This window comes from Thioalkalivibrio versutus (assembly GCF_001999325.1).
GTDB lineage: Bacteria > Pseudomonadota > Gammaproteobacteria > Ectothiorhodospirales > Ectothiorhodospiraceae > Thioalkalivibrio > Thioalkalivibrio versutus.
The window spans coordinates 1-17532 of sequence record NZ_MVAR01000029.1 but is presented as its reverse complement, the minus strand read 5'-3'; the positions used below and the strand labels follow the sequence as shown (position 1 = coordinate 17532).

The following is a 17532-nucleotide window of genomic DNA, read 5'->3' as shown; positions in this document are numbered from 1 at the left end:
GACCGGACCTTTGCCGATCCATGCCGGCAGATCAAGGGCCGGTGGCGCCCGCCGGTTGTACGCGGATGCCCATGCGGAAATCCTGAATGACCTGATGCACGAACGCCAGCTTGGCGATCGCGGTAGCGGTCAGCACGAAGGGGTAGACATGCGAGTGGCCCATACTGCGGTTGAGGCTGTTCAGGGCGCTGACCAGCGGCAGCCAATGCTCCAGAAGCAGATCGAAGTCCGCCGTGGCATAGGCATCAAAAGCCGGCAGATTCCCCTGTGCCCCCAGCCGCGCCGACGGTCCGGCGACGGGTTCAATGTCCATGTTGTAGGCGGAGGCCGTGTCCAGCGTATCCACGATGTGCATATAGTGAGCCCAGGTCTCGGCCCAGTCTTCCCAGGGGTGGGAGCTGGCATAGGCGGACACGAACGAGGCCTGCCAATCCGCCGGAGGACCGCCGGTGTAATGGCGCCGCAGGGCCTCGTCGTAGTCCGCGCGCTCGTCGCCGAAGCGCTCGCGAAAATCGGTATGCCAGTGGCTACCGCGAATCAGTCGATCCCAGTAGTAGTGCGCGGACTCATGGCGAAAGTGGCCGAGAATGGTGCGATAGGGTTCGGCCATCGCCTCGCGCATGCGCTCGCGCACCGCGGGATCGGCCTCGGCGATATTGATGGTAATGAGCCCGTGCGAATGACCGGTGACCACGCCACCGCCCTCGCGGAACTCCGGGGCCGGATCGGCCAGGAAATCAAACGCAATCCCCCCAGGATCGCTTTTCCGCGGCACCACCGGCAGGCCCAGGCGCAACAGGCCATATACCAGGCGTCGCTTCTCGGCCTCCAGACGCTCCCACAGCCGCGCATTGCCCGGCACACTGAGGTCCGGGATGGTGCGATTCAGGCGGCAGGCCCGACAGAAAGGCTCGGCTTCCTCATAGGGCACCATCCAGTTGCACACCGCGTCCACCGCATAGTGCCGGCACTGGCGATAAAACAGCCCGTCCGGCTCGTCCGCTACCCGCCACAGGCCACCGGGGATCGGGCGCCCGCGGGCGCCCACAGCCTCCCCCGCCGGCACCAGGGCGGAGACCTCCAGACGGTCCGGCAGGAATCCCAGCCGGTGGCCGCAGCGGGTACAGAAGGTGTTGTCGAAGTACACCCCCTGCCCACAGACCTCGCACTCGAACAACTGCATCGCGCTCCCCGTTGACTGGCCTGCCGAGGACGTCCAGGCGACAGGCATGCCTTCAGACTACGCCGATCCCATTGCGCCGTCGCGGCGGCACGCACCAACACAGACGCCAGTCAGTCCCCCTGTACGCCGGACAAGAGCCCGTCCACTCGCTCCAGCACCAATGGATGGGACAGGATGCCGGCGTGCGTGGTCGCCACCCCGAAGACCGAGGCCGCCTCGCGCTGCGCGGGCGGGTGCAGCATGCTGGCGAGGGTGACCACCCCGTCCGCAGTGGCGCGCGCGCCTCCCTCCCCGCGCTGGTAGCCAAACAGCAGGTGCAGCTCGGTCACCTCCGTGTTGGCATCTGCGAACAGGCCTTCCAGGTAATCGCTGCCCGGGGCCATGTCGCGCCATACCGGAATGACCACCGGCGAACGATCGACACCCCGCTGGGCGCGTTCGTGTCCGGCCCAGGGGGTGGACAGGGTGATCATCGCCGGCACGGTCGCCGCCGCCTCGCGCCGGGCGCGCTCGTTCAGGAAGCCGCGCGCGATCAGCCCGCCCATGCTGTGTGCCACCACCGGCAGTGACTCGACGCCGTGGCGCACCTCCAGCTCCTCGACCACCTGTGCCAGATGCGCCGCGGCCGACTGCAGCGGCAGCCCGGAGGCGTAATAGTAGAACCATGGCTGGTAACGCTCTCGGTCAAGCCCCTCCAGCAACCCGGCGAAGTCACGCGGCGAGCCGTTCATCCCGTGCACGAACAGCACGGGCGTCCGTGCGGGATCGTATGGCTCAAGAAAGTACACCCCGGCATACCCCGACAGCACGAAATCCAGCGGGCGCCACTGGCTGCCCCGCGCCACCTCGGTCGCGAAGCGCGGATCCTCCAGATGGGCGATCTCGCCGTAGGCCGTCACCCGGCCCAGGCTAAGCGGCGCGGGGTCCGGCGCCGCGCCGTCCCCAGGACCCCGCGTATCCGGCAGGCGAATGGCGTGCGCCAGGCGATCATTCCCGTTCACGCGGATATCGATCCCGGTCAGCCGTCCGCCAGGGCCACAATCCAGCGAATCGCCGCGCGCGACGTGCTGGACCGGTGCGCCGGCCGGATGCGCGCGATCACCATCCTCGTCGCGGAAGGCCAGCACGCTGTAACGACCAGGCTCCAGGGCAAAGAACCAGCTCCCGCCGCGCGCGCTCACCACGTGGTCTGCCGGTTCGGGCACAACGGCGCCGGCGACCGGCTCGCGGAACACCGCCACCACATAGGGCCCGGTCCGTTCCGACCCATCCGCCCCTTCGTTCGATCCTACCGTACCGCTGATCACACAGGCCCCGCCCATCCGCGCCAGCTGCTCGCGCGCATCCAGCAGCGAACACCCCACCAGCCCCATCACCACCGCCAGGACCGCACACACTCGCAACACACCCATTCCGAACATCCCTATCCGATAGCTCCCAGACCCCGAGTGTAGCGAGCCGGCAATCGTGGCGCTGCCTGGTGCCCACCTACCGCAACATCCGCCCCCCTGCCGCAAGATCTTGGAAGCCACCCCCACGTGAACCAGCCAGACTTACAGGCAAAAGCCGCTCCGGACGGACACCCGCCCGGTCAGCCACACCACGACACGCCCACCCGGAGCGCGCCGGGTAAAGCCGACCCACAGGAGGTGCACCATGTTCAAACGCGATATCCCGCCCACCGGGGCCATACCCCGCCTTGCCTCGGCCGCCGCCGCCCTCACGCTGGTCGCCGCCTGGACGGTCGCGACGGCGGACCAGGGCCCGGCCTTCATCCACGAACCCGATTCCCCCGATCTCGAATGGGGCCCGTGCCCGGACTTCATGCCGGATGGCTGCCGGCTCGCCGTGCTGCAAGGTGACCCGGCGCAGCCCAATGCCGACGTCTTCTTCCTCCTCCCCGGCAACAGCACCGCGCCCCACCACTGGCACACCAGCGCCGAACGCATGGTGCTCGTCAGCGGCGAGATGCAGGTCGACTACGACGACCAGGACCCGGTCGTGCTCCGACCCGGCACCTATGCCTACGGACCGGCCCGGCTGGCACATACCACCCATTGCACATCGGACGAGGACTGCATCCTGTTCATCGCCTTCGAGGAACCGGTGGACGCCCACGCCAGCCACGACGACTGACCCCGTCACCGTCCCCACCGCCGGATACGGCCGCCCGCCCCTTCGCCCGCAGCTGCTCCCGGACCCAAAAAAGGCCCGCACGGGGCGGGCCTTGTTGGATCGGAACAGCGAAATCCCGATCAGGCAGCAGCTGCAGCCCGGGTAAAGGCAAGCTGGTCGCCAGCCAGGTCCACCTCGATGGTATCGCCGGGGCCGAATTCGCCGGACAGCAGCGACTGGGCCAGCGGGTTTTCCATCTGCGTCTGGATGGCCCGCTTGAGTGGACGCGCGCCGTACACCGGGTCGAAACCGGCGGCGCCCAGGTGATCGAGCGCGGCGTCGGTGATGGTGAGCCCCAGATCGCGTTCCTCCAGGCGGTCGCGCAGGAACTGCAGCTGGATGCCAGCAATTGCCCGGATCTGCTCGCGCTCCAGCGGGTGGAACACCACCACGTCATCCACGCGGTTGATGAATTCGGGGCGGAAGTGCTGCCCGACGATCTCCATCACCGCGGCCTTCATTGCATCGTAGTTCGCCTCTCCGGCCATCTCCTGGATCTGCTGCGAGCCCAGGTTGGAAGTCATCACGATCACCGTGTTGCGGAAGTCCACGGTGCGACCATGACCGTCCGTCAGACGACCATCATCCAGCACCTGCAGCAGCACGTTGAAGACATCCGGATGCGCCTTCTCGACCTCGTCCAGCAGGATCACGGAGTACGGCTTGCGGCGCACGGCCTCGGTCAGGTAGCCGCCCTCCTCGTAGCCGACATAGCCCGGGGGCGCCCCGATCAACCGCGCCACCGAGTGCTTCTCCATGAACTCGGACATGTCGATGCGCACCATGGACTCTTCGGTGTCGAACAGGAATGACGCCAGCGCCTTGGTCAGCTCCGTCTTGCCGACCCCGGTCGGGCCGAGGAACAGGAACGAGCCATTCGGCCGGTTCGGATCGGACAGGCCCGCCCGCGAACGGCGGATGGCGTTGGCCACCGCGCGCACGGCTTCCGTCTGGCCGACCACGCGATCACCCACGGCCTCTTCCATGCGCAGCAGCTTGTCCTTCTCGCCCTCCAGCATCTTGGAGACCGGGATGCCGGTCCAGCGCGCAACCACCTCGGCGACCTCCTCGTCGGTCACCTTGGTGCGCAGCAACTGGGTCTCCTGGCTCTCCATCTCGTGGGCCATGGCGAGGGACTTCTCCAGATCCGGGATGCGCCCGTACTGCAACTCGGACATGCGCGACAGGTCGCCGGCACGGCGGGCGGTCTCCAGCTCGGTACGTGCGCGCTCGAGCTCTTCCTTCAATTGCGCGGCGCCGGAGACCGAGGCCTTCTCGGACTTCCACACCTCTTCCAGATCGGAGAGCTCGCGCCCCAGGCGATCGATCTCGCCCTCCAGGGTATCCAGCCGCTTCTTCGAGGCGTCGTCGGATTCCTTCTTCAGGGCCTCGCGTTCGATCTTCAGCTGAATCAGGCGCCGTTCCAGGCGATCCATGACTTCGGGCTTGGAGTCGATCTCCATGCGGATCCGCGAGCTGGCCTCGTCGATCAGGTCGATCGCCTTGTCCGGCAGCTGGCGATCGGTGATGTAGCGCTGCGACAGCTGCGCCGCGGCGACGATCGCCGGGTCGGTGATCTCGATCCCGTGGTGGACCTCGTAGCGCTCCTTCAGACCGCGCAGGATAGCGATGGTGTCTTCCAGCGTGGGCTCGTCGACCACCACCTTCTGGAAACGGCGTTCCAGCGCGGCGTCCTTCTCGATGTTCTGGCGGTATTCGTCCAGCGTGGTCGCGCCGATGCAGTGCAGCTCGCCACGTGCCAGCGCCGGCTTGAGCATGTTGCCGGCGTCCATCGCGCCCTCGGCCTTGCCGGCGCCCACCAGGGTATGGATCTCGTCGATGAACAGGATCACGCGACCCTCTTCCTGCGACAGCTCCTTGAGCACGGACTTCAGCCGCTCTTCGAAATCGCCGCGGTACTTGGCCCCGGCCAGCAAGGCGCCCAGATCCAGCGCGAGCACGCGCTTGTCCTTCAGGCCCTCGGGCACCTCGCCGTTGATGATGCGCTGGGCCAGGCCCTCGACAATCGCGGTCTTGCCGACCCCGGGCTCGCCGATCAGCACCGGGTTGTTCTTGGTGCGCCGCTGCAGGACCTGGATCGAACGGCGAATCTCCTCGTCACGCCCGATCACCGGATCGAGCTTGCCCTGCTCGGCGCGCTCGGTGAGGTCGATGGTGTACTTGTCCAGCGCCTGGCGGTTCTCCTCGGCGTTCGGGTCGTCCACCTGGGCACCGCCGCGCATGTCGTCCACGGCCTTCTCCAGGGAGTCCTTGTTGGCGCCGGCGTTGCGCAGCATCTCGCCCACACCGGCCTTCTCGGCGATCGCCGCGAGCAGGAACAGCTCGCTGGGGATGTACTGGTCCTTGCGCTCCTGGGCAAGCTTGTCGCAGACATTCAGCATGCGCCCAAGGTCATTGGAGACATGCACCTCGCCCGCGGCACCCTCCACCCTGGGCAGGCGGTCCAGCGCCTCGCCCAGCGCGGAGCGCAGCTGGCGCACGTTGGCGCCGGCGCGGTCGAGCACGTGGCGGATGGTGCCGCCCTCCTGGTCCAGCAAGGCCAGCAGGAGGTGGGCCGGTTCGATGAACTGGTGATCGCGGCCTACCGCGAGTGATTGTGCATCCGCGATGGCGGACTGGAACTTGGTCGTCAGGCGATCCATTCGCATTGGGAAACCCCTCGGTCAAATCTGGGTGAACTGACACCAATGATGGGGACAATCCCCCGACCTTCAAGGATAGACGGACGCAACCGCCCGCATCAGACAAACGCCAACACCGTCACGAACGAACGTCGGGGCGGCGCGCGGAGGTCGCCACGGCCCCTGCGGGGCCTCGCAATGACGGGGGCAGGAAAAAGCACCGTCATCGCGAGGAGCGCAGCGACGCGGCGATCTCCATGGGTAACCCTCGCGCCGGACCGAGCGCCGGGGTTATCGCAGGTGGCCGGGATCGACCCAGACGAGCGTACCCATGCGGCCGGTCTCGCCATCGCGGCGGTAGGAGAAAAAGGTATCCGCCTCGCTGAAGGTGCAGCGTCCGCCACCGGCGACCTGCGCCACCCCGGCCCGCTGCAGGCGCTGCCGGGCCAGCTGGTATAAATCCGCCAGCAGGCGGCCCTCGGCGCCGGGGCAGAACGCGGCAACGGCCTCCGGGTCGTGCGCGACAAAGGCCTCGCGGACCTCGGGGCCCACCTCGAAGGCCGCGGGGCCAATGGCCGCCCCCATCCAGGCCTGGATCGGCATCCCCGGGCGCAGCGTCTTCAGGGCCTCCACGCTGGCCTCCAGCACCCCGTCGGCCAGCCCGCGCCAGCCGGCATGCGCGACCCCCACCGCCGCGCCATCGGCGGTCGCCAACACCACCGGCAGGCAGTCGGCGGTCTGCACCGCACAGACAACCCCGGCCTGATTGCTGACCACCGCATCGGCCTCGGCCGCGTCGCCGGCCTCCAGCGCCGCGTGCAGGGTGTCGGCGTTGGTCACGCCGGTGCCGTGGACCTGGCGCGGCCAGGCGATCGGCGCGGCCAGCCCCAAAGACTGTTCCAGCCGACGCCGATTCTCCGCCACATGTTCCGGGTCATCGCCGGTGTGCAGCGCCAGGTTCAGCGCGGCCCAGGGCCCGGCACTGACGCCGCCCACCCGCGTGGTCTGGACCGCGCGCACGCCGGCCGGCAGTTCGCCGGGGGACGGCGCCAGCAGGGGCAGGGTCTCAGGCATCACCGGTCTCCCGGGCATCGGCGCGCAGGGCTGCAAGCAGGCCCTCGAAGTCCTCCGGTAGCGGGGCCTCGAACGCGCAGGGTTCGCCGCTGGCCGGGTGCTCGAACTCCAGGCGCGCCGCATGCAGGGCCTGACGCTTGAAGGCCGCCACCGTGGCCTTGGCCGCCTCACCCATGCCCTTGACCGGCCGCGGGCGTCCGCCGTAGGTCAGGTCGCCCACGATCGGGTGGCGGATATGCGCCATGTGTACGCGGATCTGGTGGGTACGGCCGGTCTCCAGACGCACGTTCAGCAGGGTATGGGCGGGGAAGCGTTCGGCCACGCGGTAATGCGTGACCGCGGGCTTGCCACCGCCGGTCACCGCCTGGCGCTTGCGATCCACCGGGTGGCGCCCGATCGGCTCCTCGATGGTGGCACCGCTGATCACCCGACCCTGGACCAATGCGCGGTACTCACGGTGCACGCTGCGCGCCTGTAACTGGCGCACCAGGGCGGTCTGCGCCTCCGGAGTGCGCGCGACCACCATCAGTCCGGTGGTGTCCTTGTCGAGGCGGTGGACCACGCCCGCGCGCGGCAACTGCGCCAGCTCCGGGGCGTGGTGCAGCAGGGCATTGACCAGTGTGCCGTCGCGATGCCCGGCTGCCGGGTGGGCCACCAGCCCGGCCGGCTTGTTGATCACCAGCACCGCCGCATCCTCGTACAGGACATCCAGCGCTATGGCCTCGGGCTGCGCCGCCAGCACCGGGGCGTCCGGCGCGATCAGTTCCACCCGCTCGCCGCCTCGAACCGGCGTGCGCGGGCGCGGCGAGGCGCCGTCCACCCGCAGCGCGCCCTCCTTCAGCCACTGGGTCAACTGGCTGCGCGAATACTCGGGGAACAGCTGCGCCAGCGCGGCATCCAGGCGCTGCCCGGCCGCCTCCTCCGGCAGATGGGCCTCACGCGGTTCACTCATTGCGCGGCCTCCCGCTCGTCGCCACTGGGGCTTGATGTTGTAGAATCCTTGGACTTTGGTTCATCTGTGAGGCCTCGCCGTGATTTCTGTCCCGCACCTGTCGCGCCTGCTCGTCGTTCTGTTCGTGGCGCTCGTGGTCGCCGGCTGCGCCGGGCGCGAAGACCCCACGCTCGGCTGGTCTGCCAGTCAGCTCTACGGCGAGGCCAAGAACGCCCTGAACGAGGGCAATTACGATCAGGCCGTCGAATACTACGAAAAACTCGAGGCGCGCTACCCGTTCGGGCGCTACGCCCAGCAGGCGCAGATCGAGATTCCCTATGCCTACTACAAGGCCGGCGAGCCGGAGCCCGCCCTGGCGGCCGTGGACCGCTTCGTGCAGCTGAACCCGCGGCATCCGAACCTCGATTATGCGTACTACCTGCGCGGGCTGATCAACTTCAACCGCCAGCAGGGCTTTCTCGCCAACCTGTTCCCGCGCGACCCGGCCGAGATGGACCCGGAACCCTTCGACCAGGCCTTCCAGGACTTCGACCGCCTGATCCGCGAGTTCCCGGACAGCCGCTACGCCCCGGACGCCTACCAGCGCATGCTCTACATCCGCAATGCACTGGCCGCCTACGAGCTGCGCGTGGCGGAGTTTTACATGGAACGTACCGCCTGGGTCGCCGCGGCCCAGCGCGCGCGCAACGTGGTGGCCACCTATCCCGGGGCCGAGGTGATGCCGAAGGCCCTGGCCGTGCTGCACCGCGCCTACACCGAACTCGGCCTGGAAGACCACGCCGAGAACACCATGACGGTGCTGGAACTGAACTACCCGGATGCCGCCGTCGCCGTGCGCGCCGGCGAACCGGTGGAACTGGAAGGCGAGGAACGCCGCGGCCTGTGGCGCGTGATGGACCGCATCCCCTTCCTGACGAATTAAGCGGGGAAAGCGGCGCAACCGTAAAGCCATCCCCCGGCGGGCGCCCCCGCACCACCTTGGGGGTGGCACCATCATTGCGAGGAGGCGAAGCCGACGTGGCAACCTCTTGATGTTCGCAGAGCGCCGGGATCCAGTGGTTCCGGACGGAGGTTACTCGCTACGCTCGCCCTTCGGGCCGGCCTGCGGCCGTTCAACGCAGCTTCGCTGCTTTTGTGCCACGGCCCCTGCGGGGCCTCGCAATGACGATGCCCGTAACTCCGCCCTGCTAGAGGGCCTCGCTGCCCTCTTCGCCGGTGCGGATGCGGACCACGCGCGACATGTCGGACACGAAGATCTTGCCGTCCCCGATCTTGCCGGTGCGCGAGGCCTTCACGATCGCGTCGATGCAGGGATCGACACGGTCGTCGTCCACCACCAGTTCCAGCTTCACCTTGGGCAGGAAGTCGACCACATATTCCGCGCCCCGGTAGAGTTCCGTGTGGCCCTTCTGGCGCCCGAAACCCTGAACCTCGGTCGCGGTCATGCCGGCAATGCCCATCTCGGTCAGGGCCTCGCGGACATCTTCCAGCTTGAACGGCTTGATGATCGCCTCGATCTTCTTCATGCGAATCCCTTTGGTTGAGCCCGCTGCGCGGGCGCTTGTCTCACACCCGGAAGTGTATCAAACCCCCGGCGCTGCGCTGGCCGATCCGCCCGAGGGCGGTCCGAGGCCCTCGTCATTGCGAGGCCCCGCAGGGGCCGCGGCAACCTCCTGAAGCTGGCAGAGCGCCGGGATCCGGTGGTTCCGGACGGAGGTTGCTCGCTACGCTCGCCCTTCGGGCCGGCCTGCGGCCGTTCAACGCAGCTTCGCTGCTTTTATGCGACGGCCCCTGCGGGGCCTCGCAATGACGCGACCGGGAAGCACCGTCATCGCGAGGCGCGCAGCGCCGTGGCGATCTCGCTGGACGACCGCGACGCCGGCCAAAGCGAACGTCGAGGGTTCCGGACGGAGGTTGCCGCGTCGGCTTCGCCTCCTCGCAATGACGGGGGCCGGGTACGGCGTCGGGGATCACTCAGTCCGGACGATAACCGGAGGTAATCGGGTAGCGCCGGTCGCGGCCGAAGGCGCGCGGACTGACCCGCACCCCTGGCGCGGCCTGGCGGCGCTTGTACTCGGCGATGAACACCATGCGCGCGATGCGCTCCACCGTGGGGCGGTCGAAGCCCTGGGCGACGATCTCGGCGACCGACTGCTCCTGCTCGACGAAGGCCTCGAGGATCGCGTCCAGCACATCGTATGGGGGCAGCGAGTCGGCATCCTGCTGATCCGGCGCCAGCTCGGCGCTGGGCGGGCGCTCGATCACCCGCGGCGGGATCGCCGCGCCGCACGTGTTGCGCCAGCGTGCCAGGCGGTACACCCACTGCTTGGAGACGTCCTTCAGTGGCGCGAAACCGCCATTCATGTCGCCGTACAGCGTGGAATAGCCCACCGCCATCTCGGACTTGTTGCCGGTGGCCAGCAGCAGCTTGCCGCTGCGGTTGGACAGCGCCATCAGCAGCACGCCGCGAGCGCGCGCCTGCAGGTTCTGTTCGGTCACATCCCCCGCCCCGGCCGGGTAGGCCGCCAAAGCATCCCCCAGCCCGGCCATGAAGCTCTCCACCATCGGCTCGATGGCGATCTCGTGGTATTCGAGGCCCAGAAGCCGCGCCTGCTCCTCCGCATCCTCGATGCTCATCGAGGCGGTGTAACGATAGGGCATCATCACCGCGGTCACCGCCGCCGGGCCCAGCGCATCCGCCGCCAAGGCCGCGGTCAGGCCGGAGTCGATGCCGCCAGACAGGCCCAGCAATACCCCCGGGAAGCCGTTCTTGCTCACGTAGTCACGGATGCCGATCATCAGCGCCTGATAGAGGTCACGGGCGTCCGCCTCGTCCGGTTCCGGGCCAGGGTCGGTCAGGGTCGGAAGCATGCCGCAGGCGGACAGATGCATGTGCTCGTCGCGGGACCGCAGGACCGGCCCCTGCGCACTGCGACTTGCCTCTACCTGGCCCTGGCCGGTGGCCCAGGCGGGCAGCACGGCGCGGGCCCCGTTGACCGGGTCGTGCACGAACGAGCGGCCGTCGAACACCAGTTCGTCCTGCCCGCCCACCTGGTTCACGTAGACCACCGGGCAGCCGGTCTCGGCCACCCGCGCCCCGACCACCTGCAGGCGTTCCTCGGCCTTGCCGCGGTGGTAGGGCGAGGCGTTGAGATTCAGCAGGAGCTCGGCCCCGGCAGCCTGCGCCCCGGCGGCCGGACCCGGCTGCCAGATGTCCTCGCAGACGGTCAGCCCGATCTGCCAGCCATCCAGCTCGACCACGCAGGGAGCATCGCCAGCAACGAAATAGCGCTGCTCGTCGAATACCGAATAGTTAGGCAGAACCTGCTTGGCGTAGCGCGCGATACAGGCCCCGTCGCGCAGCCACAGGGCCGCGTTGATCAGGCCGGCGTCGCTGCGCACAGGGGCCCCCAGGATCACGTCGATGCCCCGGACCGCCTTGGTGATCGCCACCACCGCGCGCTCCACACCCAGCAGGAAGGCCGGGCGCAGCAGCAGATCCTCGGGGGGATAACCGGTGACCGCGAGTTCGGGGAACACCACCGCGCGGGCGCCACCGGCACGGGCCTGCTCGATGGCCTCGAGGATTTGGTGGCGATTGTCGTCCAGCCCGCCCACGACCGGATTGATCTGGGCCAGGGCCAGACGCAGAGGCTGGTCAGGGGTCATCGGCGACTCAGGCGCGGCGGGCGAGCGCGGACTGCATCGCGGCGCCCAGCTCGGCCGGGCTCTCCGCCACGGTCGCGCCGGCCTCGCGCAGGGCCGTCATCTTCTGCTCCGCGGTACCCTGGCCACCGGCGATGATCGCGCCGGCATGACCCATGCGTCGCCCCGGGGGCGCCGTGGCGCCGGCAATATAGGCGGCTACCGGCTTGTCGAATTCGTCCGCGATATAGCGTGCGGCGCGTTCCTCGGCATCACCGCCGATCTCGCCCACCATCAGCACGCCGTCGGTCTCCGGGTCATCGCGGAACAGGCGCAGGCAGTCGACAAAGTCGAGGCCCTGGATCGGGTCACCGCCGATGCCCACGCAGGTGCTCTGACCAAGCCCGAGGTCCGAGGTCTGCTTGACCGCCTCGTAGGTCAGGGTGCCCGAGCGCGAGATGATGCCGATGCGCCCGCGGCTGTGGATATAGCCGGGCATGATCCCGACCTTGCAGGCCTCCGGGGTGATGATGCCCGGGCAATTCGGGCCGATCAGGCGCGTGGGGCTGCCGGCCAGTACCTGCTTGACCCGCACCATGTCCTGGACCGGGATGCCCTCGGTGATGCAAACGGCCAGTTCGATCCCGGCATCCGCCGCCTCGCAGATCGCGTCGGCCGCAAACGGCGCCGGGACGTAGATCATGCTGACCGTGGCGCCGGTCTGCGCCACCGCATCGGCGACGGTATCGAACACCGGCCGATCCAGGTGGGCCTGGCCGCCCTTGCCCGGGGTCACGCCCCCGACCAGGCGCGTGCCGTAGGCGATGGCCTGCTCCGAGTGAAAACTGCCCTGCTTGCCGGTGAAGCCCTGGCAGATCACCCGGGTGTCGCGGTCGACGAGGATGCTCATGCCACGGCCTCCACCACGGCGCGCGCCGCCGCGTCCAGATCGGCGGCCGGGATCACGTCCAGGCCGGAGTTGGCCAGCGCGGCGCGGCCCTGCTCGGCGTTGGTGCCCTCCAGGCGCACCACCACCGGCACCTGAACCTGGATCTCGCGGATCGCGGCGATAATGCCCTCGGCGATCAGGTCGCAGCGCACGATGCCGCCAAAGATATTCACCAGCACCGCCTTCACCGATGGGTCCGACAGGATCAGCTTGAACGCTGCGGTCACCCGTTCCACCGTCGTACCGCCGCCGACATCGAGGAAGTTGGCCGGCGAGCCGCCGTGGTGCTGGATCAGGTCCATGGTCGCCATTGCCAGCCCGGCGCCGTTGACCATGCAGCCGATCGAGCCGTCCAGGCGGATGTAGTTGAGGTCGTGCTCGTGCGCCTGTTCCTCGGCAGGGTCGCGCTGGCGCACGTCACGCTCCGCGAACAGCGCCTTCTGGCGGTAGGCGGCGGAGTCGTCGATGGTCAGTTTCGCGTCGATCGCCAGCAGCTGATCCTCATGGGTCAGCACCAGCGGGTTGATCTCGAGGAGCTGCGCGTCGAGCTGCTGGAACAGGGCATGGGCATTGGTCACCAGTTGCGCCATCGCCTTCGCCGCGTCGCCGGACAGGCCCAGGGTGGCGGCGACCCGGCGGCCGTGGAAGGGCATCACGCCGGTGGCCGGATGGATCGGCAAGGTCACCACGGCCTCGGGGCGCTCCGCCGCCAGGGTCTCGATGTCCATGCCGCCCTCGGCGGAGACCACCAGCGCCAGGCGCTCGCGCGAACGATCCACCAGCATCGCGAAATAGAACTCGCGGGCGATGTCCGCCGCCGGCTCCAGCAGCAGCTGGTCCACTGGCAGTCCGTCGGGGCCGCTCTGGCCGGTCACCAGGCGCGAACCCAGCAGCTTTTGCGCCGCCTCGCGCGCAGCATCGGCGGAATCCGCCATGACCACGCCACCGGCCTTGCCGCGACCACCCGAGTGCACCTGGGCCTTGACCAGCGCGCGCTCGGCACCCAGCGCCTGCCAGGCCCCGGAGACCTGCTCGGCGGCGTCGATCACCTGACCTTCGGGGACGGGGATACCGGCGTCGCGAAAGCGCGCCTTGGCCTGGAATTCGTGGAGATTCATGGGCGTCGAGGATAGCGGCGCAGCCCCGGCCCGACAACTGCGGGAGGCGCGCGCGAAGGAGAGTGTTCTTAAGCGGCCTGGACCGGAATGCCGTTACCGGTGCGCACGATGCGGTTGCCGGCGTCGAGATAGACCAGGTCGGGAGTGAATTCGCGGGCCTCGGCGGCCTCCATCTGGCCATAGGCACAGATGATCACGCGATGGCCCACCGCGGCCTTGTGTGCGGCCGCGCCGTTGACCGAAATGATCCCGGAGCCGGCCTCGCCCTCGATCGCGTAGGTGGTAAAGCGCTCGCCGTTGTCGACGTTGTAGATCTGGATCTGCTCGAACGGCAGGATGCCGGCGGCGTCCAGCAGACGCGTGTCGATGGCACAGGAGCCCTCGTATTCCAGCTCGCAATGCGTGACCCGGCCCTGATGCAGCTTGCCTTTCAGCATAGTGACAAACATACGGCGAATTCCCGGCTTGAACCTCGGAAGGGCGGAAAATTATCCGCGATCCCGGCGGATACGGCAAACGCGCCTTCTCGAGTCGATGGTTTTTCACCGTGAAGCGCGCGAAGACACGGAGAAATTCGAGGGCGATTTACAGGCAGGCTGGAAGACAGAACGAGTGGCAAAAAAGGAATGGACCCAGCGTTCGGGGGCCCGCAAGAACGTTACCGATTGTCAGCGCCCTGCAGCACCACCCTCACCCTTTAACCTGCCCGTCTTCTGTGGATGACTCTTGAATTTCTTCGTGTGCTTCGGGGTAGCCGAAACAAGCAGCGTCAGTCGGTACGGGTGCGGGCGTTGTCGATCAGGCGGACGCCTTCCAGCCAGACGGCGGCCAGGACCACCAGGTCCTGCTCGGCCAGGGGCGCATGGGTTTCCGGCTCCATCAGGTTTTCCGCACGGCGGATGGAGAGGTATTCGGGCTCGAAGCCGGCCTCGCGCAGACGCTCGCTGGCGCGGGCCTCCACCTCGGCGATGCGGTCGGCGTCGAATTTGGTGGCCGTGCGGCAGACGGTCGCCACCTCGTCCAGCACCCGCTTGAGCTCGGGTGCCACGGCCCGCGCCTCTTCCGACAGCTGGCTGTTGCGTGAACTGAAGGCCAGGCCGTCCGGCTCGCGCACGGTCGGGACTGCCTCCACCCGGGTGGGGATGTCGAGCCCCTGCACCATGCGCTCGATCAACTTGAACTGCTGGTAATCCTTCTCGCCGAACAGGGCCAGATCCGGGCGCACCAGGTTGAACAGCTTGGTCACCACGGTGGCCACGCCCTCAAAGTGCCCCTGGCGATAGGCACCCTCCAGGATCTCGGAAAGCACCGGCACCACGACCTGCACCGGGGGCAGGCCGTCGGCAGGGTACATGTCCTCTTCACTGGGACAGAACAAGGCGTCCACACCGGCATTCGTCGCCAGCCGGGCGTCCTCGTCGAGGGTGCGCGGATAGCGCTCCAGATCCTCGGCGCGGTCGAATTGCAGTGGATTGACGAAGATCGACACCACCACCCGCTGGGCCCGCGCCCGGGCATGCCGGATCACGGTCATATGGCCCTCGTGGAGGTTGCCCATCGTGGGCACCAGCGCCACGGTACCGCGCCCCTTGCGGGACCACTCTCGATGCATGGCCACCAGTTGCGGCCGATCACGCAGGATTCTCATGGGCCAGGATCCATCCTTTGGGAAACGCAGTTAACTGAAGGTATGCACGCCGGATTCGGGGAAGGCTCGCGCCCGCACCGCGTCACAGTATCCGCGGACGGCGCCCTCCAGGGAACCGCCCTCGGCAAGGAAATCGCGCGCGAAGCGCGGCGGCTCGGGCGTCAGGCCGATCACGTCGGTCAAGACAAGCACTTGACCATCGCAACGCGGGCTGGCGCCAATCCCGATCACCGGGACCCCTGCACTGCGCACGATGACATCGGCCAGGCTCTCGGGGATACCCTCCAGCAGCAGGGCCTGGGCCCCGGCGTTCTCCAGCTGGGCGGCCAGGGATTCCAGCTCCGCCGCAGCCTTCGGGTCGCGCCCCTGCACGCGGTGCCCGCCGAGACGGTGCACCGCCTGCGGGGTCAGGCCCAGATGGGCACAGACGGGAATCCCGGCGGCGACCAGGCGCTCGACCACGGGGACCTCCATCGCGCCGCATTCCACCTTGACCATGTGAGCCCCGGCGCGCAGGAGCGCCCCGGACTGGACCAGCGCGGTAGCGGGATCGACATCGCCAAGGAACGGGATGTCGGCCATGATCAGCGCGTTCTCACTGCCGCGGGCCACGTTGGCTACATGGTAGACCATGTCCTCCAGCGTCACTGGCAGGGTGGTCGCATGCCCCTGGACCACCATGCCCAGGGAATCGCCGACCAGGATCACGTCGACCCCACAGCGATCCAGCAACCCGGCGAAGGCTGCATCATAGGCCGTGAGGCAAGCGATGGGTTCGCCCGCCTGCTTGCGCTGGGCCAGGGTATTCACGGTAATCGGACGCATGCTCATGCCTCCCGGGCAGTCCGGCTTGCCAGCCTCAAAGCGAGATCGGCAACGGGTTGAAGTAGTGCCGCCCGCCCTGGATCGGCTCCAGGAACTGCACCAGCTGGTCAAAGTCGGCCGGGTTGTTCACCCAGTCGATCTCGGTGGCGTTCACAATCACGAGCGCCGGTCCTTCGAAATGATAGAAGAATTCCGCATAGGCCGCGTTCAAGCGCTCCAGATAACCGGCCTCGATGTGACGTTCGTACGGTCGCGCCCGGCGGCGGATGCGCTCCTGCAGCACCTCCACCGGCGCCTGCAGGTAGACCACCAGGTCCGGGCGCGGCAGCCCCCCGCGCAGATGCCGGAACATCTCGCGGTAGATCTCCAGCTCGTCCGGATGCAGGTTCAGCTCGGCGAACAGCGGGTCCTTGTCCATCAGGTAGTCGGACACATGGCGCTGCTCGAACAGGCCCTTCTGCGCCAGCGGCGTCAGCTGGCGCACGCGCTGCACCAGGAAGTGCAACTGGGTCGCCAGGGCGTGCTTGTCCGGTTCCTGATAGAAGCGATCCAGGAAAGGGTTCTCGTCCGGGGCCTCGAAGATGCCCTCCGCCTGCAGGTGCTCGGCCAGGCGCTTGGCCAGGCTGGACTTGCCGACCCCAATCGGTCCCTCTACCGCGATGAAATCGAAATCGGCAAGGCTCATCCGCGTCCCTCCGCAGTCGCCACGGCCTCCTGCGGTTCCGCGATCGGGATCAGGCTCGCACCGTCGAAGCGCTGCGCCAGCCGATCCAGCGACCCCACTCCCGGGATCTGCAGCGACGGCGCCAGCTCCAGCAGCGGCAGGATCACGAAGTCGCGCTCGGCGATCCCGGCGTGCGGCACCTTCAGTCCCGGCAGATCCAGCGACTGCTCGCCGAACAGCAGCAGGTCCAGATCCAGCAGGCGCGGCCCCCAGCGGGTACCGTCCCGCTCGCGCCCGCAGGCGCACTCGATGGCCTGCAGCTCCGCCAGCAGGTCCAGCGGCTCCAGCCGGGTGTGCAGACGGGCCACGGCGTTCACGTAGTCGGGCTGGTCCTGCGGGCCCATCGGCGGGTTACGGAACAGCCGCGAGCGCCCGATCAGACGCGTTTGCGGCAACTCATGCGCCAGCCGGGCAAAGGAGTCCCGCACCTGCGTCTCGGGGTCACCCAGGTTGGCGCCGATCCCGATGAACGCGTGCACGCCGCGGGCAGGCTCGCTGCTCATTCGCCGCCACCCCCCGATTCCGGGTTTGCGCCCGCATCGGCGCTCGCGCCGGCGCCGCCCTTGCGTCCCCGACGCCGGCGCCGGCCGCCACGGC

The 17532-nt window shown here is 68.3% G+C and carries 16 protein-coding genes; 2 read left to right on the top strand and 14 right to left on the bottom strand.

Annotated elements, in window-relative coordinates:
• Positions 1-31: 31 nt before the first annotated feature.
• Both B0684_RS10700 and B0684_RS10695 read right to left on the bottom strand, forming a co-directional pair.
• Positions 32-1183 (bottom strand): zinc-binding metallopeptidase family protein, encoded by a 1152-nt coding sequence (locus B0684_RS10700; RefSeq protein ID WP_018175807.1) that lies wholly within the window; start codon positions 1181-1183, stop codon positions 32-34.
• Between the two features lie 110 nt (positions 1184-1293).
• A complete protein-coding gene (locus tag B0684_RS10695) occupies positions 1294-2595 on the bottom strand; it encodes a lipase family alpha/beta hydrolase (RefSeq protein ID WP_018649713.1) in 1302 nt (433 codons plus the stop codon).
• A 244-nt stretch (positions 2596-2839) separates the two neighbouring features.
• Here B0684_RS10695 and B0684_RS10690 point away from each other — a divergent pair, with 244 nt between their 5' ends.
• Positions 2840-3319 (top strand): cupin domain-containing protein, encoded by a 480-nt coding sequence (locus B0684_RS10690; RefSeq protein WP_018168086.1) that lies wholly within the window; start codon positions 2840-2842, stop codon positions 3317-3319.
• Positions 3320-3438: 119 nt separating this feature from the next.
• Here B0684_RS10690 and clpB read toward each other — a convergent pair whose 3' ends face one another.
• From clpB to rluD, 3 genes are all read right to left on the bottom strand, one after another.
• Entirely contained in the window at positions 3439-6021 is a 2583-nt protein-coding gene (clpB, locus tag B0684_RS10685) for an ATP-dependent chaperone ClpB (protein ID WP_018649712.1), read from the bottom strand.
• Positions 6022-6291: 270 nt separating this feature from the next.
• Entirely contained in the window at positions 6292-7074 is a 783-nt protein-coding gene (gene pgeF / locus B0684_RS10680; RefSeq protein ID WP_018175811.1) for a peptidoglycan editing factor PgeF, read from the bottom strand.
• The gene (gene rluD, locus B0684_RS10675) at positions 7067-8026 is read right to left on the bottom strand and encodes a 23S rRNA pseudouridine(1911/1915/1917) synthase RluD (RefSeq protein ID WP_018649711.1); all 960 of its coding nucleotides are present in this window, start codon (positions 8024-8026) and stop codon (positions 7067-7069) included. The genes pgeF and rluD overlap by 8 nt, the downstream gene beginning before the upstream one ends.
• Before the next feature lie 79 nt (positions 8027-8105).
• Here rluD and B0684_RS10670 point away from each other — a divergent pair, with 79 nt between their 5' ends.
• Positions 8106-8948: an outer membrane protein assembly factor BamD gene (locus B0684_RS10670; protein WP_018168082.1), complete on the top strand. Its 843-nt coding sequence runs from the start codon at positions 8106-8108 to the stop codon at positions 8946-8948.
• A 265-nt stretch (positions 8949-9213) separates the two neighbouring features.
• On the opposite strand, the gene B0684_RS10665 is transcribed toward B0684_RS10670, so the two are convergent.
• The 9 genes from B0684_RS10665 to folK form a co-directional block, all read right to left on the bottom strand.
• Positions 9214-9552 carry a P-II family nitrogen regulator gene (locus B0684_RS10665; protein WP_017940393.1) on the bottom strand — a complete coding sequence of 113 codons (339 nt, stop codon included), beginning with the start codon at positions 9550-9552 and terminating at the stop codon, positions 9214-9216.
• Positions 9553-10000: 448 nt separating this feature from the next.
• Positions 10001-11695: an NAD+ synthase gene (locus B0684_RS10660; protein ID WP_018649710.1), complete on the bottom strand. Its 1695-nt coding sequence runs from the start codon at positions 11693-11695 to the stop codon at positions 10001-10003.
• A gap of 7 nt (positions 11696-11702) precedes the next feature.
• A complete protein-coding gene (gene sucD / locus B0684_RS10655) occupies positions 11703-12581 on the bottom strand; it encodes a succinate--CoA ligase subunit alpha (protein ID WP_018649709.1) in 879 nt (292 codons plus the stop codon).
• A complete protein-coding gene (sucC, locus tag B0684_RS10650) occupies positions 12578-13738 on the bottom strand; it encodes an ADP-forming succinate--CoA ligase subunit beta (protein WP_018649708.1) in 1161 nt (386 codons plus the stop codon). The genes sucD and sucC overlap by 4 nt, the downstream gene beginning before the upstream one ends.
• A 68-nt stretch (positions 13739-13806) precedes the next feature.
• On the bottom strand, positions 13807-14187 hold the full coding sequence (gene panD / locus B0684_RS10645; protein WP_018144141.1) for an aspartate 1-decarboxylase: 381 nt from the start codon (positions 14185-14187) through the stop codon (positions 13807-13809).
• A 320-nt stretch (positions 14188-14507) separates the two neighbouring features.
• Positions 14508-15386 (bottom strand): pantoate--beta-alanine ligase, encoded by an 879-nt coding sequence (gene panC / locus B0684_RS10640; RefSeq protein WP_018649707.1) that lies wholly within the window; start codon positions 15384-15386, stop codon positions 14508-14510.
• A gap of 30 nt (positions 15387-15416) precedes the next feature.
• Positions 15417-16211 (bottom strand): 3-methyl-2-oxobutanoate hydroxymethyltransferase, encoded by a 795-nt coding sequence (gene panB / locus B0684_RS10635; RefSeq protein ID WP_018168077.1) that lies wholly within the window; start codon positions 16209-16211, stop codon positions 15417-15419.
• Positions 16212-16245: 34 nt separating this feature from the next.
• Positions 16246-16896: a deoxynucleoside kinase gene (locus B0684_RS10630; RefSeq protein WP_018144144.1), complete on the bottom strand. Its 651-nt coding sequence runs from the start codon at positions 16894-16896 to the stop codon at positions 16246-16248.
• The gene (gene folK / locus B0684_RS10625; RefSeq protein WP_018168076.1) at positions 16893-17438 is read right to left on the bottom strand and encodes a 2-amino-4-hydroxy-6-hydroxymethyldihydropteridine diphosphokinase; all 546 of its coding nucleotides are present in this window, start codon (positions 17436-17438) and stop codon (positions 16893-16895) included. The genes B0684_RS10630 and folK overlap by 4 nt, the downstream gene beginning before the upstream one ends.
• Between the last annotated feature and the right edge of the window lie 94 nt (positions 17439-17532).